Consider the following 19,333-nt stretch of genomic DNA (forward strand, 5'->3'; position numbering starts at 1 on the left):
AGGCCCTCCGGGGGACTGTCGGGCCAATATTCGACAAAATCTAATCTGATGACACAGTTATGTGTCCGGAAATAGCCCCATAGCCCCACAAGGAGAAGGTGCCGGCGAGAAGCCGCAGCCGCCCCCTACGCCGTTGCGGCCGCCAGCGCATCCACCAGCGCCTCGCCGCGGGCGTCGTGCGCAACAAAGCGCACCTCGCGCGGGGGCTCCTCGCCCGGAGCCGCCTCGGCATCCAGGCGCGTGACAAACACGTCCACGCGCGCATCGCCAATCTCGTTGGCAAACTGCTCGCCCCACTCGATCACGCAGACGCCATCGGCACCCAGCACGTCAAAGAGGCCGGTGTCCTCGAGCTGCTCCGCACGGTCAAGGCGGTAGAGGTCAAAGTGGTCGAGGTCCATCTCGCGCCCGTGGTAGACCATCTCGATGGTGAAGGTTGGGCTCGTGACGTCTGCCATCACGCCCATGCCCGCGGCAATGCCTTTGGTAAGCTGGGTCTTTCCTGCCCCCAGGTCCCCCGTGAGCACCAGCACGTCACCTTCGCGGAGAAGCCCACCCAGCACGCGGCCAAGCGCGATGGTCTCTTCCTGCGACGCGGTCCTAAACGACGCCTCTCGTGCCACGGCTACTCCTTCCCCGGGCCAGGCGGGTTGTCCCGCAGCCATTGGCCCACCATTGCAAGGTCGCTCTCGAGAAGCGGTTGCCAGTCCGAGTGGTAGATGCAGGCCGCCGGGTGAAATGTGGGACACACCACAAAGTGCCCGGTCTGGTACAGCTTGCCGCGCAGCGACGTGACGCCCGCCTCGGTGCGCAGCACAAACTGGGAGGCAAAGTTCCCCAGGCAGACAAGGACATCCGGCCACACGGAACGAATCTGCTCGCGAAGGAAGGGCGAGCAGGCAGCAATCTCCTCGGGCTTGGGGTTGCGGTTTCCGGGCGGGCGGCACTTGACCACATTGGCAATGTAGATCTGGTCGCGCGTAAGGCCAGCAACCGAGAGAAGCGAGTCGAGCTTGTGCCCGGCGGCACCCACAAAGGGCTCGCCCTGCAGATCCTCGTTGCGGCCAGGGCCCTCGCCCACGAACATCACGCGCGCGTTGGGGTTGCCCACACCAAACACGAGGTTGGTGCGCGTCTGCCCCAAGGGGCAGAGCTGACAGTTGCCCATCACGGCGCGAATCTCCTCGAGCGTGACCTCCTGCGGACCCTGGTGCTCGTGGCCGGGGATGTGCATCACCGACATCTCTCCATCGCCCTCCAAGAGGCTGGCGCGCTCACGCCGGCGCCTAGACATAGACCTTCTCGAGACGCATGCCAAAATCACATACGACCTCGTAGTTTATGGTGTCACGGAGCTTGGCCATCTCGTCGGCGGTAATCTCCTCGTCACCGTCGCGGCCAATGACAGTCACCACGTCACCCATCTCTACCGGCTTGGCAGGTCGGTACGCACGGGCGTTGTTCACGTCTACCGCAAACATGAACTGGTCCATGCAGATGCGGCCAACCTGGCGGCAGCGAGAGCCGTTCACAATGACGTCCATGTTGTTCGAGAGCGTGCGAGCAAGGCCGTCGGCATAGCCGATGGGCACGGTTGCCACCTGCATGTTCTGCTTGGGGACGCGCCAGGTGAGGCCATAGCCCACGCCGTCGCCCACGTTGGGGTAGATGGCACGGGTGACGCGACCGCGCACGCTCATCACCGGATCGAGCTGGATGCGTGGCGCCGTGGTCTCGGCCGGCTGCAAGCCATAGAGGCCAATGCCCACGCGACACATGTCGTAGTGGCACTCGGGGTGCAGGACCGTGCCCGGTGTGTTGTCGCAGTGGACAAGACCGGTCTCCAGACCCGCCTCGCGCACCGCAGCAACAGCCTCGTTGAAGCGGTTGAGCTGCAGAGCAAAGTCCCAATCGTCGATGGCATCAGCGGTGGCGAAGTGCGTGAACATGCCCGCGCACTCAAGCCCACGGTGGAAGTCGATAGTGCGGCGCAGCTCCAGCACGTCCTCGCGACGCACGCCAATGCGCGTCATGCCGGTGTCTACGGCTAGATGGTAGCGGGCCACCTTGCCCGAGGCAGCCGCGCACTCGCCCAGCGCAAGGGCGAGCTCAGACGTGTAGACCGAGGGCATGATGTCATAGTCCACGAGCGTCTGCACGCAGTCCATGGGTGGCTCGGAGAGCACGAGGATGGGCCACTCGATGCCCGCCTGGCGCAGCTTCACGCCCTCGTCTACGGTGGCAACGGCAAACTGGTCGGCACCGGCAGAGTGCATGGCTCGCACGCAACGCTCGGCGCCGTGCCCATACGCGTCCGACTTCACAACGCACATCATCTTGACGCCGGGTTCGAGGAGCACCTTGAACTTGCGCGTGTTCCGCTTGAGGGCCGAGAGGTCAATCTCAACCCACGCCCACCTGCTCGCAGGGCTCTGAACTGCCATGCCTACGCTCCCTAGTTGTTATCGTCACCGTTGTCGGCGTCGGGGAAGGTCACGCGCTCCCCCAGAGCGTCGTCCGCAATGCCCAGCTCATCGATAATGTCAGATGCCATGACGCCCCTCGAGCCCATGCGTTCCATGGCAAGTGTCGCGGCATAGCCGTGAAGCTCGCAGGAGAGGGCACAGAGCAGCGGCAGGTTGTCCAAGCGCCCGTAGGTCTGCGCGAGCCTGGAGGCAATGATGCCGCCCAAAACGTCTCCCGAGCCCGCCGTGGCAAGCGCCGCCGGGCCAGGCTTGGGAAGGATGGCCTGCTCGACGCCCACGCAGCCGGTTGCGGTGCCCTTGGCAACCACGACCAGCTCGGAGCCACCATCGGACCACACGATCTTGCGCGCGTCCTCAAGCTGGTCCACCAGCGAGGCGGGCGGGTTCTCCTCCTTGCCTACCAAGCGGCCAAGCTCGCGACGGTGCGGGGTAAGCACAAGCGGCGTGTTCCTGCGCAGAATCTCTGGGAAGTCCTGCAGCTTGCCCGAGGTAAGCCGGGCGATGCAATTGAGCGCGTCCGCGTCGAGCACAAGCGGGGCGGGAGATGCGAGAAGTGCCGAGACAACGGCCACGGTGCCGCCGGAGACGCGCATGCCGGGACCAGCGAGGACGGCCGAGCGCTTCTCGGCCAGCTTGGTCACTATGGGCACGGCCTCCTTGGAGATGGTGCCGTCCTCGTCGCAGGGCAGCCCCACGACGGGAATCTCCAGCACGTGGGCCTGTACCTGCGGCACGATGTACGCGGGCACGGCCAGCGTAACGTAGCCCGCACCAGCGCGGGCGGCAGCGCGCGCCGCCAGAATTGGCGCGCCCACAAAGCGAGAGGAACCACCCACGACAAGCACCGAACCGCGCGAGAACTTGTCGACCGCCGTGGTGGGAGGCACCATCACGTCGAGGTAATCCTCGAGGTCGGTGCGCCAGGCCACGGGGTCTGCCTCGACCACAATTTGCTCGGTCTGCTCGGCAAGTGGCGCCACGACAATAGATCCGCACACGTCGCGACCGTCGTCGGCGAGAAGACCGGGCTTCAGGCACAGCATGGTAACCGTGAGGTCTGCGACCACGCAGGCGCCAGGGGCATGCCCTGTCTGCGCCGAGAGGCCGCTGGGCACGTCCACCGCAACCACGCGCACCCCGGAGCTGTTCACGCAGTCGATCCAAATGTCAAAGGGCGCGCGGACGTCACCGTGGAAGCCGGTGCCCAGCATGCAGTCGAGCGCCACGTCGGAAGCAGAGAGGAGCCCCTCGAGCTCGTCACGCGACGGCCCCACCAGCGTGGAGACGCCCGCGCGCACGGCACGCTGGGCAACCTGGCGCGCAAGGTCGCCGGAGAGCTGATCGGGCTCGACGGGCGTGACCACCTTGACGTTCACGCCATGGGCGAGCAGGGCCTCGGCGGCAACCCAGCCGTCTCCCCCGTTATTGCCCATGCCGGCAAGAATCACGGCGTTCTGCACGTCGCCTAGGGCAAGTGCCTCCTGGGCAGCAGCACATCCAGCACGGTGCATGAGCTCGGAGATGCTCACGCCCACGCGAGTGAGCGCGACCTCGACGCGCTTGACGTCTTCGACGTTGAGTACGGGCTGCATATCGTTCTACTCCTTGGCTGGCTCTACCGGCACGGATGCGTCCGCGGGTCCCCCGGCTTCACCTTCCTCTTGTGTCATCTGGGTGTCGACAACGGAACTCTCTGCCGGCACGTCAGCCATTATCCCATCTTGCGCACGCTCGAGTTCGTCCAACACAGAACGCGCTTCCCGGAACGAGGCGGCAAGCTCGCGCTCTGGGTCGGGCCTGTCCTCTGGCTGGGGACGTACCTCGTCGGTCACGGCAACGGCGTTAGCAACCGCCACGTCACGCGTGTAGGAGAGCGAGAGCGCCACCTCACGCACGCCGCCCTCGCGGGCGATCTGGGCGGCACGACCGCTGAGCAGCGCGCGAGGTCTTCCCTGTGCGTCCATAGTCACCGAGACGTCCGAGAACCCCACACCGTTCGAGAATCCCGTGCCCAGCGCCTTGACCACGGCCTCTCGCGCCGCAAAGCGCGCGGCGTAGTGCTCGGCGGGGCGGGCGCAGGCGTCGCAGTAGGCGCGCTCCTCCTCGGTAAACACACGTCGAAGAAACGACGGCCTGCGACGCATGGTGCGCTCCATGCGCGCAATCTCGAGCATGTCGACGCCAATGCCAGCCAGTGCCATGCGCTACTCCACCGTGACGGACTTGGCGAGGTTCCTGGGCTTGTCCACGTCGCAGCCGCGCGAACGGGCAACGTAGCGCGCCAGCACCTGCAGGTGAACAACGGCCACAATGGGGACGAGAAGCTCGTCTTCGACGGGCGGGATCCACAGCACGTGCTCGCAGAGCGACGCCACGGACTCATCGCCGTCGGTAGCGACGGCGACACAGGTGGCACCGCGGGCGATGACCTCCTGGATGTTCGAGACGGTCTTGTCGTGCACGCGATCCTCGGGGACGATGGCCACCACCGGGAATCCCGGCTCGAGCAGGGCGATGGGCCCGTGCTTCATCTCGCCGGCGGGGTACGCCTCGGCGTGCAGGTAGCTAATCTCCTTGAGCTTGAGTGCGCCCTCGTAGGCGGTGGTGGAGTTAACGCCACGTCCAAGGAACAGCGCCGAGTGCGCGCGACGGAAGACGGCAGCCGCTTGCTTGTCCTGCCAGGCGCGGGAGAGCACGGTGCGGATGAGGTCTGGCAGCGTGGCAAGGTCGGCGTAGTGTCCGCTCACCTCGGTGGCGTCCATGTGGCCGTTGGCCTGCGCAAGGCGCAGCGCAAAGAGCGCGCAAGCCACCATCTGGGCGGTATAGGCCTTGGTGGAGCACACGCAGACCTCCGGCCCTGCCTGCACGTAGAGGACGCCGTCGGACTCGCGCGCAGCGGAGGAGCCCAGCACGTTGGTCACGGCGAAGACCTTGCAGCCCAGCCCCTTCATGCGGCGCGCCGCCGTAAGAGTATCCGCAGTCTCGCCGGACTGCGTGATGATCATGCAGAGCGTGTGCTCGGTGATGAGGACGTCCTGCTCGTAGTTGAACTCGGAGGCATACTCGCAGACAACCGGGACGTGCGCCCAGGTCTGGATGAGAGTTCGGGCAATGAGGCCCACGTGGTAGGAGGTGCCACAAGCGATGATGAAGATGCGGTCCACGGCCGCGAGGTCCTCCTCGCTCATGCGAAGCTCGTCGAGAAGGATGCCCTTCTCGCCCAGACGACTCTTGAGCAGGCGCTCGATGGCCTCGGGCTGCTCGGCAATCTCCTTCTCCATGAAGTCGGCGTAGCCGCCGAGCGTTGCCGCGGAGGCGTCCCAGTCGATGTCAAAGGTGCTGGGGTGCTCAACCGTGGTGCCCTCGGCGTCATAGACGGTGACCTTGCCAGACTTCTCGAGGCGTGCAATCTGGCCGTTCTCAAGCTGGATGACGTGAGCCGTCACGCTTGCAAGCGGCGTGACGTCGGAGGCTGCGTAGGCGCCTTCGGGCGTGGAGGCCACAACGAGCGGCGAGCCATTGCGTGCAACGACAAGCTGGTCGGGGGCATCTGCACACACAACGGCGAGCGCCCAGGAGCCCTCAAGGCGGCTCACGGCGTTGCTCACGGCAGCAACCAGATCGCCCTTGCAGGGGCCGTCCCACGCGTCCTCGACGAGGTGCGCCACGACCTCGGAGTCTGTGTCGGAGGCAAAGGTGTGGCCATTGCGCGCCAGGTAACTACGAAGCTCGCGGTAGTTCTCAATGATGCCGTTGTGGACGATGGCAATACGGCCGGTGCAGTCCAGATGTGGGTGGGCGTTCTTGTCGGTTGGGGCGCCGTGCGTGGCCCAGCGCGTGTGCGCGATGCCCGTGGTGCCCGTAAGGTTGGCGGTCTTGCAGCGGTCGGCCAAGATAGAGACGCGACCGGCGCACTTCACGCCATGGAGCTCTCCGTCGGGCGACAGAACCTCGACGCCTGCCGAGTCATAGCCGCGGTACTCAAGCGTTGCCAGCCCGTCCAGAAGGAACTGGGCCGCCTGCTTCTTGCCAGTGTATCCCACGATTCCGCACATGTTTGCCCCCTCGCACACAAATTACGGTTAGTTTGCGCACGTGCGCCGGTATGGCGCACGTCGCCTAGAGTCTATCAGCCGCGGATAATGCTCCGCGGCCCAACTGGTATCGACGAAGAGAAACCACGCCGCCGGACCTATGTACGGCAGCGTGGGCGTCAATGTTTCCTACTCCTTGAACGGCTCCAGAGCCTTGAGGACGATGGCATTGGCCTCCTGGCACAGGTGATCCTCCGGAGCTTCGGCAAGCACGCGGACCAGGGGCTCGGTTCCCGAGGCGCGCACTAGCACGCGGCCGTTGCCCTCAAGGAACTTCTCGGCCTCAGCCACGGCCTCCTTGACCTCGGGCGCCGCCATAGTTGCGTCCTTATCGGCAACGCGCACGTTCACAAGCTGCTGCGGATAGAGCGTGACGGGGCGCGTGAGCTCGGAGAGCTTCTCGCGCTCGGCACGCAGGACCTCCATGATGCGAAGGCTCGTCATGATGCCGTCGCCGGTCTTCTCAAGGTCGCCAAAGATGATGTGGCCGGACTGCTCGCCACCCAAGGTGTAGCCGTTCTCCATCATGCAGGCCCACACGTTCTTGTCGCCAACTGCGGTCTTCTCGTAGGAGATGCCGGCGGCGTCAAGCGCCTTGAAGAAGCCAAAGTTACTCATGACCGTGGGCACCACGGTGTTCTTGGCGAGACGCCCGTGCTTGGCCATGTAGGTGCCGCACACGTACAGGATGAGGTCGCCGTCGACCAGGCGGCCACGCTCGTCTACGGCAAGGCAGCGATCGGCGTCGCCGTCGTAGGCAAAGCCCACGTCGAGGCCGTTGCGCACGACAAAGTCCTGCAGGCGCTGGATGTGGGTCGAGCCGCAGTCGACGTTGATGTTGAAGCCGTTGGGTGCATTGTTGATGACGTGGGTCTCGGCGCCCATAGCGTCAAAGACCGGGCGCGCAACGCTGGAAGCGGCGCCGTTTGCGCAATCCAGGCCCACCTTGACGCCCTGCATTGAGAAGCCGCAGGAGGCAATGAGGTGCGCGATGTAGCGGTTGCGGCCCTGCATGTAGTCAACGGTGCAGCCAATGGCATCACCCGTGGCGAGAGGAACCTCGAGCTTTCCGTCGATGTAGTCCTCGACCTGCTCGAGCACGTCCTCGTCCATCTTGTAGCCCTCGCGGTTAACGAGCTTGATGCCGTTGTCCGTGAAGGGGTTGTGGCTTGCGGTGATCATGACGCCACAGTCAAAGCCACCGTCGATGACCTCATACGAAACGCCCGGCGTGGGGATGACGTGGAGCATGTAGGCATCGGCGCCGCTGGCAACCAGGCCTGCTACCAGCGCAGACTCGAACATGTAGCTCGAGCGACGGGTGTCCTTGCCGATAAGCACGCGAGCTTTGGCGCCGCGACGGGCACCGTAGTACCAGCCCACAAAGCGCCCGATCTTATAGGCGTGGTCAACATTAAGGCCCTCGTTGGCCCTGCCCCTAAAGCCGTCGGTTCCGAAGTACTTCATTTCTCGCTCCTTGTTTCGGGGTACCGGTTTTGCGCAGTGAGAATGATTCTACCAGTTGCCTGTGGGCGCACTGTGGGGAGTGGCTCTCTCAACTCTCGTCGCGTCCGTACCCCTCCCGGCCTCCTCGTTCTTTAGCGGTTTCTGAGAGACGGGCGCCACGTTTACCCAGATGGCGAGTGGTACGGTTCTCAAATACCACTAAAGAACGGCAAGGGACGAGGGGGCGGAAGGGGGCAAGGACGGCCACGCACAAAAAATCGGGACCCGCAGCAAGTGCGGATCCCGATAAGGGGCAAAGCGATGAGAAGAACCTAGCGCTTCGAGAACTGCGGGCGCTTGCGGGCCTTCTTGAGGCCGTACTTCTTGCGCTCGACGGCACGGGAGTCACGGGTGAGGAAGCCAGCCTTCTTGAGCTCCTCGCGGTACTCGCCAGCCTGGAGAAGAGCGCGGGCGATACCAAGACGAAGGGCGCCGGACTGGCCGTTGATGCCGCCGCCATCGCAGCGAGCGAGGACGTCGAAGGACTCGGCGGTCTCAGTCAGACGGAGGGGCGCAGCGGCGTTGTCAACAAGCTGCTGACGGCCAAAGTACTGTGCAGCGTCGCGGCCGTTGACGACGATCTTGCCGGTGCCGGGAACGAGGCGGACGCGAGCGACAGCCTCCTTACGACGGCCGGTGCCGGTATAAACAACGGTGTTGTCAGCCATCGGTTAAGCCTCCACATCGATCTTGACGGGGTTCTGAGCGGCGTGCGGGTGCTCGGGGCCAGCGTAGACCTTGAGCTTCATGCCCTGCTTGCGACCAAGGGTGGTCTTGGGGAGCATGCCCTTGACGGCGTGCTCGATCACGCGCTCGGGGTGCTTGGCCATGGCCTCCTTGAAGGACTCGGTCTTGAGTCCGCCGAGGTAGCCGGAGTAACGCCAGTAGGACTTGGTGTTTGCCTTGTTGCCGGTAAGAACGACCTTGTCGGCGTTGATGACAATCACGAAGTCACCGGTGTCGGCGTTGGGGGTGTACTGGGGCTTGTTCTTGCCACGGAGAATCATGGCAGCCTGGGTCGCAAGGCGACCGAGCGTCATGCCGTCGGCGTCGATGAGCACCCACTTGCGCTCGACTTCGCCCGTCTTGGCGAACTGAGTCGACTTCTTCACTTGACTCCTCCTACACACATCTTGAATGGCTACCTCTGGACAGGCCGCCGTGCTTTTTCGAAACAGAGGTTACGGGGCTCTGGGTGGAAAAGCCTTAAAAGTATACAGCCGCAGACGCCCCGTTTTGCGAGCTTTTTTTCCACACAATTTTGACAAGCGAGAAGCACCGCTGTGGACACCGCTGCTGCTTGGGAACGCCCCTACAGAAACGCGCGAATCTCGTCAAGGTGACTTGCTGCCTCCTGGCGTCCCTGCAGGTAGAGTCGCAGGAGTGGCTCGCCGTTGTGCTCGGAGGTGTGGATCTTCACCGGCTCGGGCGGCCTCAGCACCAACGCGCGGCCCTCCGCCTCGAGGCCGGCAAGTTCTTCTCGCTGCGCGTTGTAGCGGTCTGCGCGCGTGGCAAGGGCCTGCTCGTAGTAGGGGTAGGCGTCGTAGCGGTGGGTCCTCAGGATGGCGCGCTCGGTGGCACCATCCTTGATGTAGGTGCGGTCCTGCGTGAGAACCACGAGCGCGCGGTCGGCGGGCTCTGCACCGGATACCTCGGGCGCACCGTCGAGCCCCATGGCAACGGCAAAGGGGATGGAGTCCGTAGTGCCGCCGTCGAGGTAGCGGTGGCCGTCTATCTCGACCATCGTCGAGACGCCCGGCAAAGACGCGGACGCGCGGGCCTTGGTGGCGTCGAGCCTCTCGCCCTCCACAGCCAGGTAGGCCGGCGCGCCAAACAGCACGTCGGATGCCACGAAGTACATCGGCGTGAGGTCATTGTCAAAGACTTCCAGGTCGCAGGGGTCAATGTGGTTCTGGACCTCGTCGTACATGAAGTCGGTCCCGGCGAGGTTGCCCGTGCGTACCAGCGAGAGGAGCGACATCATGCGCGGGTCATCGCGGAAGGTCAGCATGATGCGCATGGTGCGGCCAATCTGGCGCGACCGGTAGCTCACCGCGTTGAGCGCACCCGCCGAGACGCCCCACGCGCTCTTGAAGGAGCTGGTGTAAATGCCGCTCTCGAGAAGGACGTCGAGAACGCCGGCCGTGAAGATGCCCCTGTAGCCGCCGCCCTCAAGGACGAGGGCAGGCTTGTCGTTGCTGCCCATAGACCGCCTCCGAATACGAACCGTCACGTTGCCGCACCGTGCGCGACCACCCAACTATACAAAAAGCGCCGAACCCCCTTACGGGGTTCGACGCCTACGCTTTTGGTGGAGGTGCGGAGAATCGAACTCCGGTCCAAAGCACGTCCCTGACAGGTGTCTCCAGGCTCAGCTGCCGGTTGAGTCTTGGAGGCCGCGCACCCGGTAGCCCGCGCTTGGCCTCCCAGCCGGTTTAGTCTTAGCGCGCGGCATACCGACTACATCCGCGCGAGCGTCTCCCTAGAATGACGCCGCCCCGGGAGCGGGAGAGACCCCCGGTTTGACGCGCTGGTTAGTTAAGACTAAGCAGCGAGAGCCAGCTGAGGCTCGTAAGAAGAGTTGTCGTCAATTCAATTTGACGGTTCCCCTGTTTTACGTGGCGAGGAGACCACGGCCTGCTGCCCATCTCAGATGCACCCTGTCGAAACCAGTCACCCCCAGAGATGGAATGGGGACACTGCCACCATACGCGTTATCAGAGAACAGCGGCTCACAGCCGCATGGCATAGTCTACCCAAAGAGGAGTTGTTCTCTACTGTGCTTGTCGGAAAAAGCCCTTGCGGAGAAAAGCGGACGCCGAGAAGCGCGTTTCATACGCAATTGCTTCGGAAACCGTTGCTCTGGCGTCATACTGACGCCAGAAGGCACGATATCGCGGCAATCACGTACAAAGTCGCTGCTCAGGCGTCATTTTGACGCCTGAGGGTGCGCTTCCGCAGTCTCGGCAGCAGCAGCCGCCGCAGCGCGCTCACGGGCGCGCTTCTCGCGATCTTGGAACAACACGACAAAGGCACCCAGGAGCAGCACGGGGCTCACGAGAATTGCCCTCAGGCCCAGCGCCCCAATGACACGGCTGCCCACAATGGCGCCGATGGCAAAGCAGAGAATAACCCCGTAGTAGAGCAGGCACCCCTCAAGATACGTGCGGTCCTTCTCGTGCACGTAGTCAACGAGCCTCTGGGTGCCACTGCGCAGGTTGCCAATGCACATGGTGGTGGCAAAACCGTTGCCGTGGAGCTTCCTGAACGCCTGAACCTGGATCCCGCAGCCCAAAGACGTGAGGCTGTTGGCAACGAGGTTGAGGTCGTCGGGGATGAACGCAACCACAATGAGAAGCGCCGCCTCGACGAGAAGCGCAGCTTGACGCCAGTGCAGGCGACGCTCCTTCGAGATGATCTTGATGGAGTGCGCAAGGGCAATGCCCACCGCGAACGCGATCACGGGCACGGCGTAGTGAAGGGCGCGATCCACGTCGCCGTCGGCAAGGTTCACGCCAAAGAGCAGGATGTTACCGGTCTGCGCGTTGGCAAAGACCTTCCCGCGTGCGAGGTACGAGTACGCATCCATGAGTCCGCCCGAGAATGCGAGAATTGCCGCCAGCTCGATTGACTCCGACGTCTGCCGTGCGCGCTTCATGTACCAGGGCCTCCTAGCCTCGCGGGGCGTCGCCTAGTCACGCGCCCCACCGGTCGCACAGCCGCAACGCCGGCCCCAAGCCGCCACGGCCCCGCCATTGTAGCGCAGGGCTAACACGCCTGCGGCTCTATGAACTTCTCGACCACTTCTGCAAGGATGCCGTCATCGCAGCTGGAACGGGCAGCGTAGCCTGCCAACCCGTCGATGCCGTCAGTGGCATTCGAGACGGCAACGCCAAGCCCCGCAGCCTCAAGCATAGGCAGGTCGTTGAGGGAATCCCCCACCGCAATGGTCTCTGCCACGTCGACGCCCAGGATGCGTGCCAAGGCGCACAGTCCGTGGCCCTTGTCCACGCCCTCGGGGAGGTACTCGAGGTAGCGGCCCGACGAGAACGTAAATGAGGTCCCCGGAACCGCGCCGATCTGCTCGGCCATCTGATGGAGGAAAGCGAGGTCGTGCCTCGCAAAGAGGATCTTTGCCAGGGGTACGTCGCGCAAGAAGTCGACGGAGACGCCATCGAACTCCTGGTAGGCCATGTGTCCGTCAAGGTAGCGCTTGTCATCCTCGGGCAGATTGGCCGCCCATACAGTGCCGTCGCACTGATAGATGTGAACGCCCACGCCAAAGGTCTTGGCCCGCCCAAAGAGGTCACGAACCGTTTCAAAAGGAAGCGAGTGGCTCTCCAGGGGGCGCGGGTCACCCATGCGGTTGATGGTTCCGCCGTTGTACGAGATCACGTAGGTGCCGTCGAGAAGGTCTGCAGGAACGGACGAGAGGCTCTCGACCACCGACGCGTACGACCTCCCCGACGCCGGCACAAAGAGCACGCCCAGCTCGCGCATGCGCCGAATGGCTTCGATGTTTGCCTGGGGGATGCTGTGGTCGTGCGCGAGAAAGGTCTCGTCCATATCGCTTGCAACCAGCCTGTACATGCGCGTCTCCTCACCCGTGGCAACACGGCGACAGCGGCAAACGCCGCCCCTGCAACCTTTTCGCACTCAAAGGTACGGGCTAGGCCGCTCACGCGGCGCCAGCCCGTACCCCATCAGCACTAGATCAACGTCTTAGAGAGCCAGCGCTACTCCTCGACGAGCTCAAACATGTCGGGGCCAACGCCGCACACGGGGCAGACGTAGTCCTCGGGGAGCTCGGGGGTGTCAACGGTGACCTCGTAGCCGCAGACGGTGCAGCGGAAGGTGTAGGTCTTCTTCTCGTCAGCCATGGTGGTTCCTCTCTCTTTGATCCAACTAACGACCGGGTCGAACAAATGCTACCTCAGAGCTTACATCAACCGTGGCGCACCACGGGCGGAACGCTAGTCGATCTTGGTGAAGTTCTCGGGGCCAACACCGCAGACGGGGCAGCGGAAGTCCGCCGGGAGCTCCTCGTCGGTGGTCTCGTAGACGTAGCCGCAGATGTTGCAGCGGAAGTGGTGCTTGGGCGCTGAGACGGGCACCACGGGTTTGGTTGGGTCTTCTCCCTCGATGTAGGAGGACGCCTTGGGCGGTGTCTTGCCCTTGAGGACGCTGTGGTAGTAGGCGTAGGTCATAGGTTCCTCATCCGAGACGCGCTCGGCATCGCAGACCTCGCCGATGAACATCACATGGGTGCCCAGGTCGATGGTGTTCACCACGGCGCAGCAGACCATGGCGCAGGCATGCTCTGGCGTGTAGGGGTCAAAGAGCAGCGACGTCTTGGTGGTGATGCCCTCGAACTTATCGACGTCCGCGGAGCTCTTGAAGCCAAAGCGGCCAATGAAGGGCATGTCAGCCGTCTTGGAGACCACCGTGAGCGTGAAGTGCTCCGCCGCCTTCACGACCTGGGTGGTGTGGTTCTGCTTGTTAAGCGTGACAGCAACCTGCAGCGGGTCGCCCGTCACCTGCAGCGCAGTGTTGATGAGACAGGCGCCAACGTTCTCGCCGTCGTTGGCCGACACCACATAGAGCCCGTACGAGAAACTGAACATCGCCTTTGCGTCCATGGGTCTCCTCTCCTCGACCTTGCGGACCAGACGTTTCCATCATATCGCCCGGCGGCGCCACCTAGCGGTTCCTCTCCTTGAGCGCGCGTTGAATCTCGCGGTCGGTATCGCGGCGCGCCATGTCGTCGCGCTTGTCGTAGAGCTTCTTGCCACGGCAGAGGCCAATGCAGAGCTTCACGCGGTTGTGCTCGTCGAAATAGAGCTCAAGCGGGATGAGGGCCATGCCCTTTGTGCGGAGCTTGCCGTCAAGGTAGTCAATCTGATGACGGTGCAGCAAGAGCCGGCGCTTCCTGTCGGGGTCCACGTTCCACACGCCGCCGTTGGAGTAGGGGTGGATGTGCACGCCATGCAGCCACACCTCTCCCCCGCGAATGAGGCAGAAGGCGTCCGTGATTTGGGACGCGCGCTCGCGCAGGCTCTTGACCTCGGTGCCGGTGAGCTCGACGCCCGCCTCAAAGGTCTCGTCCACAAAGTACTCGTGTCGCGCCGCGCGGTTGCGCGCGATGGTCTTCTTCTCGCGCTTAGTTGGCTTGGGCATCGCCCGCACCCCCGTTGGCCTGCGGATCGTTTTCGTCCCCGGCATCATTGGCGTCGCCAGCTGCTGCCTCCCGGGCCATCTCGGCGTCGGTGTCGCGGATGAGCTGCAGAAGCGTCATGGCAGCGGACTCGCCCACCAGGTCGCGAGCGCGCAGTGTAAGGTTGGTGGCCACGTTGCGATCTCCTGCAACGGCAGCGTCCTGGGCGCACATGAGCAGGCAGATGGCCACCTCGGCGTTTGCGCCGTCGGGCAGCCCCTCCTCGGCGAGAAGATCTGCGGTCTCCTTGTCCGTCACGCCATCCGGGTCTCGCTCGGTGCCAGCGGCCTGGTCGAGCGCGGCCTTGAGCGCCGAGTCCTCCACCTCGAGGCGCCTTGCCGCGCGAAGCGCGGCGGCCGCCGTGCGCGGCTTGCCCTGCGCCTCGAAGTAGCCGGCAAAGTTGAGGAAGGCGCGCGCAAGGTGGCGCGCCTCGCTCGCGCGCTCGAAGCAGCTGTACGTGAGCGCCAGGTACTCCTGCATGTCACCGTTGGTGCGATAGAGATCGGCCAGGTCAAGGCGGTAGCCGCAGTTCATGGGGTTCCAGCGCACCGCCTGCTTGAGCGCCTCGACGCCAGCGTTGTAGTCGCCGGTGCGCACGCACGCAAGCGCGAGGTCCGCATAGAGGCGGTCCAGGGGCTCACCCACGTCATGCAGGGTGCGGGGATCGCGCTCCACGCGACGGTAGCACAGGCGGTCAAAAATCGTGGGAAAGCTGAACCACTGGTCGCTCTCGGTGGCCGCGCAGTTACGGTCGACGTACTCCTCGGCATCCTCTGCAAGACGGGCGAGAAGCTCCCGCGCCGCGTCGTCCTGCTCCTGCAGGATAAGTCCCTCGGCTTGCTCGAGGCTGTCTGTCAGCGTGCTCTGGCTCTGCTCCTGATCCATGTCCCTCTCCCCTGGCCCCTTGGGGCCAAACTCACGCGCGAGACGCGCGGTATGCACTGCTCGTTAGTCTTCCCATTATCGCGCGGCATCACGCGGGTCTGCGAGCGCGAAGTCTATCCTTCCGCGCGGTATGTCCGTCTCGGTGACCACTACGCGTACGCGGGTGCCCATCCCCCACACGCGACCGGACTCCTCGCCCGTGAGGGTCATGCGGTCCTCGTCGTACTCGAGCCATTCCCCGCCAAGGGCGCGCGCGGGCAGGAGTCCCTCGGCGCAGGTCTCGTCGAGCATCACAAAGAGCCCAAAGCGCTCGCAGCCGCACACCACACCCGAGAACGCTTCTCCCACGTGGTCTGCGTAGAGCTCGGCCATCTTGATGCGCTGGCTCGCGCGGGCAGCGCCGTCTGCGGCGCGCTCCATCTGTGAGCACGTGGCGCAGAGCTGCGGGAGCTGGCCCGCTATTTGCTCCTGTTCCTTGCTGCCCAGCGTACCGGCAAGAAGAGCTTTGAGCGCGCGGTGCACCAGCTCGTCCGGGTAGCGCCTGATGGGCGAGGTGAAGTGGCAGTACGCCTGCGCCCCCAGGGCATAGTGCCCCTGGTTGGTGGGCATGTAGATAGCACGCTTCTGCGCGCGAAGGAGAAGTGCGCTGGCGAGAAACTCGCCGGCGGTTCCTCGGGCGGCATCGAGTACGGCGTTGATCGCCTCCGGCTCGCCCGCAATGAGCGCTTCGCGCTGTGCGCTGCCGTCAATGAGCCCCAGTTCCATGAGGGGGCGCACCGTTGCGCGAAGGTCTTCCGGCGACGGCCGCTCGTGCACGCGGTAGGCGCAGAGCACCTCGCGGTCTGCAAGCATACGAGCCACGGACTCGTTGGCGAGAAGCATTGCCTCCTCGACCAGGCCAGTCGCTCGCGTGCGCGTGCGCACGATCACACCCGTGGGATGTCCCTCCTCGTCGAGGGTAACCTTTGGCTCCACGGTGTCAAAGTCGATTGAGCCGCGCTCCTCGCGGATGCGCTCGCGAAGGCCGCGGATGCGGTCAAGCACGCGCAGAGCCTCCTCCAGCGTCTGGGCGTCCCTTTGGTCCTCGTGCAGCGCAGAGGCATTCACGCGGCCGGCAAGCAGGGCGTCAACGGTGTCGTAGTCAAGGCGCGCGGTCGAGCGAATGGCCGAGGTCATGGCCTCGGCCGAGACAAGGCGGCCCTGATCGTCAAGCTCCATGCGCACGCTCATGGCCAGCCGGTCCTCGCGCGGTCTGAGTGAGCACACGTCGTTGCAGAGGCGCTCGGGCAGCATGGGCAGCACGCGGTCGACAAGGTAGGCTGAGCAGGTGCGACGCTTTGCCTCGTTGTCGATGGGGGTGTCCCAGCCCACGTAGTGCGTGACGTCGGCGATGTGCACCCAGAGCTCAAAGCCGCCGTCGGGGAGTTGGGCTGCGTACACCGCGTCGTCAAAGTCGCGCGCATCGGTGGGGTCGATGGTCATGCAGCAAAGGGAGCGCAGGTCTCGACGGCCAGGTTCGCGCTTCAAGGCCTCCTCGACACCTGCCTGGATACCCTCTGCCTGCGCAAGCGCGGCCGGCGGGAACTCCGTGGCAAGTCCATAGGATGCGATGACCGATTCGACATTGAGGTCGAGCTCGTCCGAGGAGCCAACGCGGCTCTCGATGGTCACCACGGCGGCGCTGTTGCGAGTGGGGTACTCCGCAATGCGGGCAACCACTACGTCGCCCTCCCCCACGCCAAGGCGGGCTGGCGACGTGTCCTCAGGCACCACGAAGAAGTCGCGGCCCAGGCGCGCGTCGAGCGGTACCACGGCACCCAGAGGACCCGCCAGTTCAAAGCGGCCGAGGAAGGTGGTCTGGGCACGGGTGATCACACCTTGTACCAGGGCGACCTTCTTGCCACCACGGGCGGGAAAGACCGAGACCGTGACCTCGTCGCCGTTCATGGCCTCGCGCAGACCTCGGCGAGCAACGCGAAAGCTGCCCTCGGCCGTCTCAACCGTGGCAACGCCGGGCTTTGTGACGCGCAGCGTGCCCGCGAGCGTGGGCGAGCGGCGCACGGCCGCCTTCCCTCTGCCACGACGATGTCCGCTGCCGCGACGAGCGCCTGGACGCCTTCTGCCCATATCTCCTCCTTGATAAAACGGGGCGGCGCGAACAAGCCGCACCGCCCCAACTAACAGCAAGCCTTTTATACCCGCCCTACACCTTGAGGTAGCGCCTCATGGCGATGGCAGAGCTGAAGAGGCCGATGAGGACGCCCAGCACCAGAAGGCCGCCATAGGTGAGCCAAAGCGTCTGGGGTGACACGTAGAACGAGAGGAACTTGAGACTGTTCTCGAGCCTGGGCATGACGTAGCTCATACCGGCCGCAAGTGCGGCGATGGCAAGTCCCGCGCCAATAAGCGACTCCAGCGTGCCCTCCATGATGAAGGGCCCTCGTATGAAGCCGTTCGACGCACCAACCAGGCGCATGATGGCGATCTCCCTGCGACGGGCGGTGATGGCGAGGCGAATGGTGTTGTTGATGAACACGAACGCCACGAAGATCAGAAGCACCACAAGTACGATGGCGGCAACGCGCACGATGTTGGTGACCGAGAAGAGCTTCTCGACGGTATCGCGGCCATACTGGACGTCGCTCGACGGGTTGTCGGGTGTGTCGCAGACGGACTTGAAGGTCTCGTCGGCGATGAGCTTCTCGGCCGTGCCCTCGACCTGCTGTGGGTCGGTGAGCTTGATCACGAGCGAGGCCGGGATGGGGTTCTGGCCGTCGAGCGCCGCCACGGCGTCAGAGGCGTTCCTCTGCGACATCGAGGTGCGATACTGCGCGAGGTTCTCGTCCTTGCTGCGATACGTGACGGACTCGACGTTGTCCCAACCCTCGATCTCGGACTGGAGCTGCTCGACGGTTGCCTGGTCGGCGTCGTCGGCAAGGAATGCCTGGATGGTCACCTTGTCCTCGACGCTGCCCACCATGTTGCTGAGCACGTTTGAGGCAAGGACGAATGCTCCGATGATGAAGAGCGAAAGAAAGATGGTCACGATTGCGCCGAGGACCGTCGACCAGTTCCTGCGGAAGTGGTGGCCCGCCTCGCGCAGCGAGTAAGTGAAGTTAGAGGGCACCATAGTAGCCGTAGCCTCCCTTCTCCTGGTCGCGGACAACGTGGCCGGCCTCCAGCGCGATAACGCGCTTGCGCATGGAGTCGACCATCTCGCGGTCGTGGGTAGCCATGACCACGGTCGTACCCTCGCGGTTAATGCGATCGAGCAACTTCATGATGCCCAGCGAGATGGCCGGGTCGAGGTTGCCCGTGGGCTCGTCGCAGATGAGCAGCGGCGGGCGGTTGACCATCGCCCTTGCCACGGAGACGCGCTGTTGCTCGCCACCGGAGAGCTGGTCGGGATAGTTGTCCTGCTTCTCGGCAAGGCCAACAAGGCGAAGCACCTCGGGGACCTGCACGTTGATGACAGCGCGCGGCTTACCGATGCACTCAAGAGCGAACGCGACGTTCTCGTAGACCGTCTTGTCCGGCAGGAGCTTGAAGTCCTGGTAGACGGTGCCAATCTGGCGACGGAGGTACGGGACCTTCTTGTTCTTAAGCTTGGTGAGGTCCTGGCCGGCGACAAGGACCTGGCCAGAGGTCGCGCGGCGCTCACAGGTAATGAGGCGCAGGAGCGACGACTTGCCCGAGCCGGAGTGGCCCACGACAAAGACGAACTCGCCGGGATAGATGTCCAGGCTCACGTCCTCGAGGGCCGGCTTGTTGGGCTGGGCTGGATAGATGAGGGTCACGCTCTTAAACGAAATGGTGGGGGTGCCGGTGTGCGGCGTCACAGGGGCGTCGTTGCCCGCGAGGGACGCAAAGACGCTGGTGTAGGGACGCTCTTGCTCGCTTGTGGAGTCTGCTGGATCGGATGCCGTGACGACGTGGACCGCCTCTGGTGCGTTTTCTGTTGCGGCGGGGGTTTGCGGCTCGTCAGCGTTCTCGACGGGCTCGATGTCCGGGACGTTGCTCACGATATTCTCGCTGGGAGGCACGAGCCTCATGCCATCCCCGCCCGACCCCTGTCGCTCTGTGCTGCGAAAGTGGTTGGCCACGAAAGCTCCTTCTTCTTGCATAGCAGATGCAGATACATTTGCAAT

The 19,333-nt window shown here is 64.2% G+C and carries 19 protein-coding genes and 1 other RNA gene; all 20 read right to left on the minus strand.

Annotated elements, in window-relative coordinates; all coding sequences use genetic code 11:
• Positions 1-125: 125 nt before the first annotated feature.
• The 20 genes from tsaE to ftsE all read right to left on the minus strand — a co-directional run bounded on the left by tsaE (position 126) and on the right by ftsE (position 19,288).
• Complete coding sequence (gene tsaE / locus NVS32_RS06095) at positions 126-623, minus strand: tRNA (adenosine(37)-N6)-threonylcarbamoyltransferase complex ATPase subunit type 1 TsaE (RefSeq protein ID WP_032111282.1); 498 nt, start codon at positions 621-623, stop codon at positions 126-128.
• A gap of 2 nt (positions 624-625) precedes the next feature.
• Positions 626-1,243 carry a uracil-DNA glycosylase gene (locus NVS32_RS06100; protein WP_032111463.1) on the minus strand — a complete coding sequence of 206 codons (618 nt, stop codon included), beginning with the start codon at positions 1,241-1,243 and terminating at the stop codon, positions 626-628.
• A gap of 43 nt (positions 1,244-1,286) precedes the next feature.
• Entirely contained in the window at positions 1,287-2,444 is a 1,158-nt protein-coding gene (gene alr / locus NVS32_RS06105) for an alanine racemase (RefSeq protein WP_117652259.1), read from the minus strand.
• Positions 2,445-2,455: 11 nt separating this feature from the next.
• The gene (locus NVS32_RS06110) at positions 2,456-4,078 is read right to left on the minus strand and encodes an NAD(P)H-hydrate dehydratase (protein ID WP_258499072.1); all 1,623 of its coding nucleotides are present in this window, start codon (positions 4,076-4,078) and stop codon (positions 2,456-2,458) included.
• Positions 4,079-4,084: 6 nt separating this feature from the next.
• Positions 4,085-4,687: a holo-ACP synthase gene (gene acpS / locus NVS32_RS06115; protein ID WP_042089151.1), complete on the minus strand. Its 603-nt coding sequence runs from the start codon at positions 4,685-4,687 to the stop codon at positions 4,085-4,087.
• 3 nt (positions 4,688-4,690) lie between these two features.
• The gene (gene glmS, locus NVS32_RS06120; RefSeq protein WP_117652258.1) at positions 4,691-6,541 is read right to left on the minus strand and encodes a glutamine--fructose-6-phosphate transaminase (isomerizing); all 1,851 of its coding nucleotides are present in this window, start codon (positions 6,539-6,541) and stop codon (positions 4,691-4,693) included.
• A 168-nt stretch (positions 6,542-6,709) separates the two neighbouring features.
• Positions 6,710-8,047, minus strand: a complete 1,338-nt coding sequence (glmM, locus tag NVS32_RS06125) for a phosphoglucosamine mutase (protein ID WP_032111286.1) — start codon at positions 8,045-8,047, stop codon at positions 6,710-6,712.
• Between the two features lie 311 nt (positions 8,048-8,358).
• A complete protein-coding gene (gene rpsI, locus NVS32_RS06130; protein WP_032111287.1) occupies positions 8,359-8,754 on the minus strand; it encodes a 30S ribosomal protein S9 in 396 nt (131 codons plus the stop codon).
• Between the two features lie 3 nt (positions 8,755-8,757).
• Positions 8,758-9,198: a 50S ribosomal protein L13 gene (gene rplM, locus NVS32_RS06135; protein WP_032111288.1), complete on the minus strand. Its 441-nt coding sequence runs from the start codon at positions 9,196-9,198 to the stop codon at positions 8,758-8,760.
• Positions 9,199-9,398: 200 nt separating this feature from the next.
• Positions 9,399-10,292 (minus strand): patatin-like phospholipase family protein, encoded by an 894-nt coding sequence (locus tag NVS32_RS06140; RefSeq protein ID WP_042089154.1) that lies wholly within the window; start codon positions 10,290-10,292, stop codon positions 9,399-9,401.
• A gap of 103 nt (positions 10,293-10,395) precedes the next feature.
• Positions 10,396-10,767, minus strand: a transfer-messenger RNA (tmRNA) gene (gene ssrA, locus NVS32_RS06145).
• Between the two features lie 248 nt (positions 10,768-11,015).
• Positions 11,016-11,744 carry a YoaK family protein gene (locus tag NVS32_RS06150; protein ID WP_118078447.1) on the minus strand — a complete coding sequence of 243 codons (729 nt, stop codon included), beginning with the start codon at positions 11,742-11,744 and terminating at the stop codon, positions 11,016-11,018.
• 110 nt (positions 11,745-11,854) lie between these two features.
• The gene (locus NVS32_RS06155; RefSeq protein ID WP_258499073.1) at positions 11,855-12,676 is read right to left on the minus strand and encodes an HAD family hydrolase; all 822 of its coding nucleotides are present in this window, start codon (positions 12,674-12,676) and stop codon (positions 11,855-11,857) included.
• Between the two features lie 146 nt (positions 12,677-12,822).
• Complete coding sequence (locus NVS32_RS06160) at positions 12,823-12,966, minus strand: rubredoxin-like domain-containing protein (protein WP_032111290.1); 144 nt, start codon at positions 12,964-12,966, stop codon at positions 12,823-12,825.
• 93 nt (positions 12,967-13,059) lie between these two features.
• The gene (locus NVS32_RS06165) at positions 13,060-13,725 is read right to left on the minus strand and encodes a flavin reductase (protein ID WP_032111291.1); all 666 of its coding nucleotides are present in this window, start codon (positions 13,723-13,725) and stop codon (positions 13,060-13,062) included.
• 61 nt (positions 13,726-13,786) lie between these two features.
• Positions 13,787-14,263, minus strand: coding sequence for an SsrA-binding protein SmpB (smpB, locus tag NVS32_RS06170; RefSeq protein ID WP_032111292.1), 477 nt, complete (start codon positions 14,261-14,263; stop codon positions 13,787-13,789).
• Positions 14,247-15,185, minus strand: a complete 939-nt coding sequence (locus NVS32_RS06175; protein ID WP_042089159.1) for a hypothetical protein — start codon at positions 15,183-15,185, stop codon at positions 14,247-14,249. The genes smpB and NVS32_RS06175 overlap by 17 nt, the downstream gene beginning before the upstream one ends.
• Positions 15,186-15,260: 75 nt before the next feature.
• A complete protein-coding gene (gene rnr, locus NVS32_RS06180) occupies positions 15,261-17,312 on the minus strand; it encodes a ribonuclease R (protein WP_118343381.1) in 2,052 nt (683 codons plus the stop codon).
• A 76-nt stretch (positions 17,313-17,388) separates the two neighbouring features.
• Positions 17,389-18,315 carry a permease-like cell division protein FtsX gene (gene ftsX, locus NVS32_RS06185; protein WP_032111294.1) on the minus strand — a complete coding sequence of 309 codons (927 nt, stop codon included), beginning with the start codon at positions 18,313-18,315 and terminating at the stop codon, positions 17,389-17,391.
• Positions 18,302-19,288, minus strand: a complete 987-nt coding sequence (ftsE, locus tag NVS32_RS06190) for a cell division ATP-binding protein FtsE (protein ID WP_032111295.1) — start codon at positions 19,286-19,288, stop codon at positions 18,302-18,304. The genes ftsX and ftsE overlap by 14 nt, the downstream gene beginning before the upstream one ends.
• Positions 19,289-19,333: the final 45 nt, after the last annotated feature.

Source organism: Tractidigestivibacter montrealensis (assembly GCF_024741235.1).
Classification (GTDB): Bacteria; Actinomycetota; Coriobacteriia; order Coriobacteriales; family Atopobiaceae; genus Tractidigestivibacter; species Tractidigestivibacter montrealensis.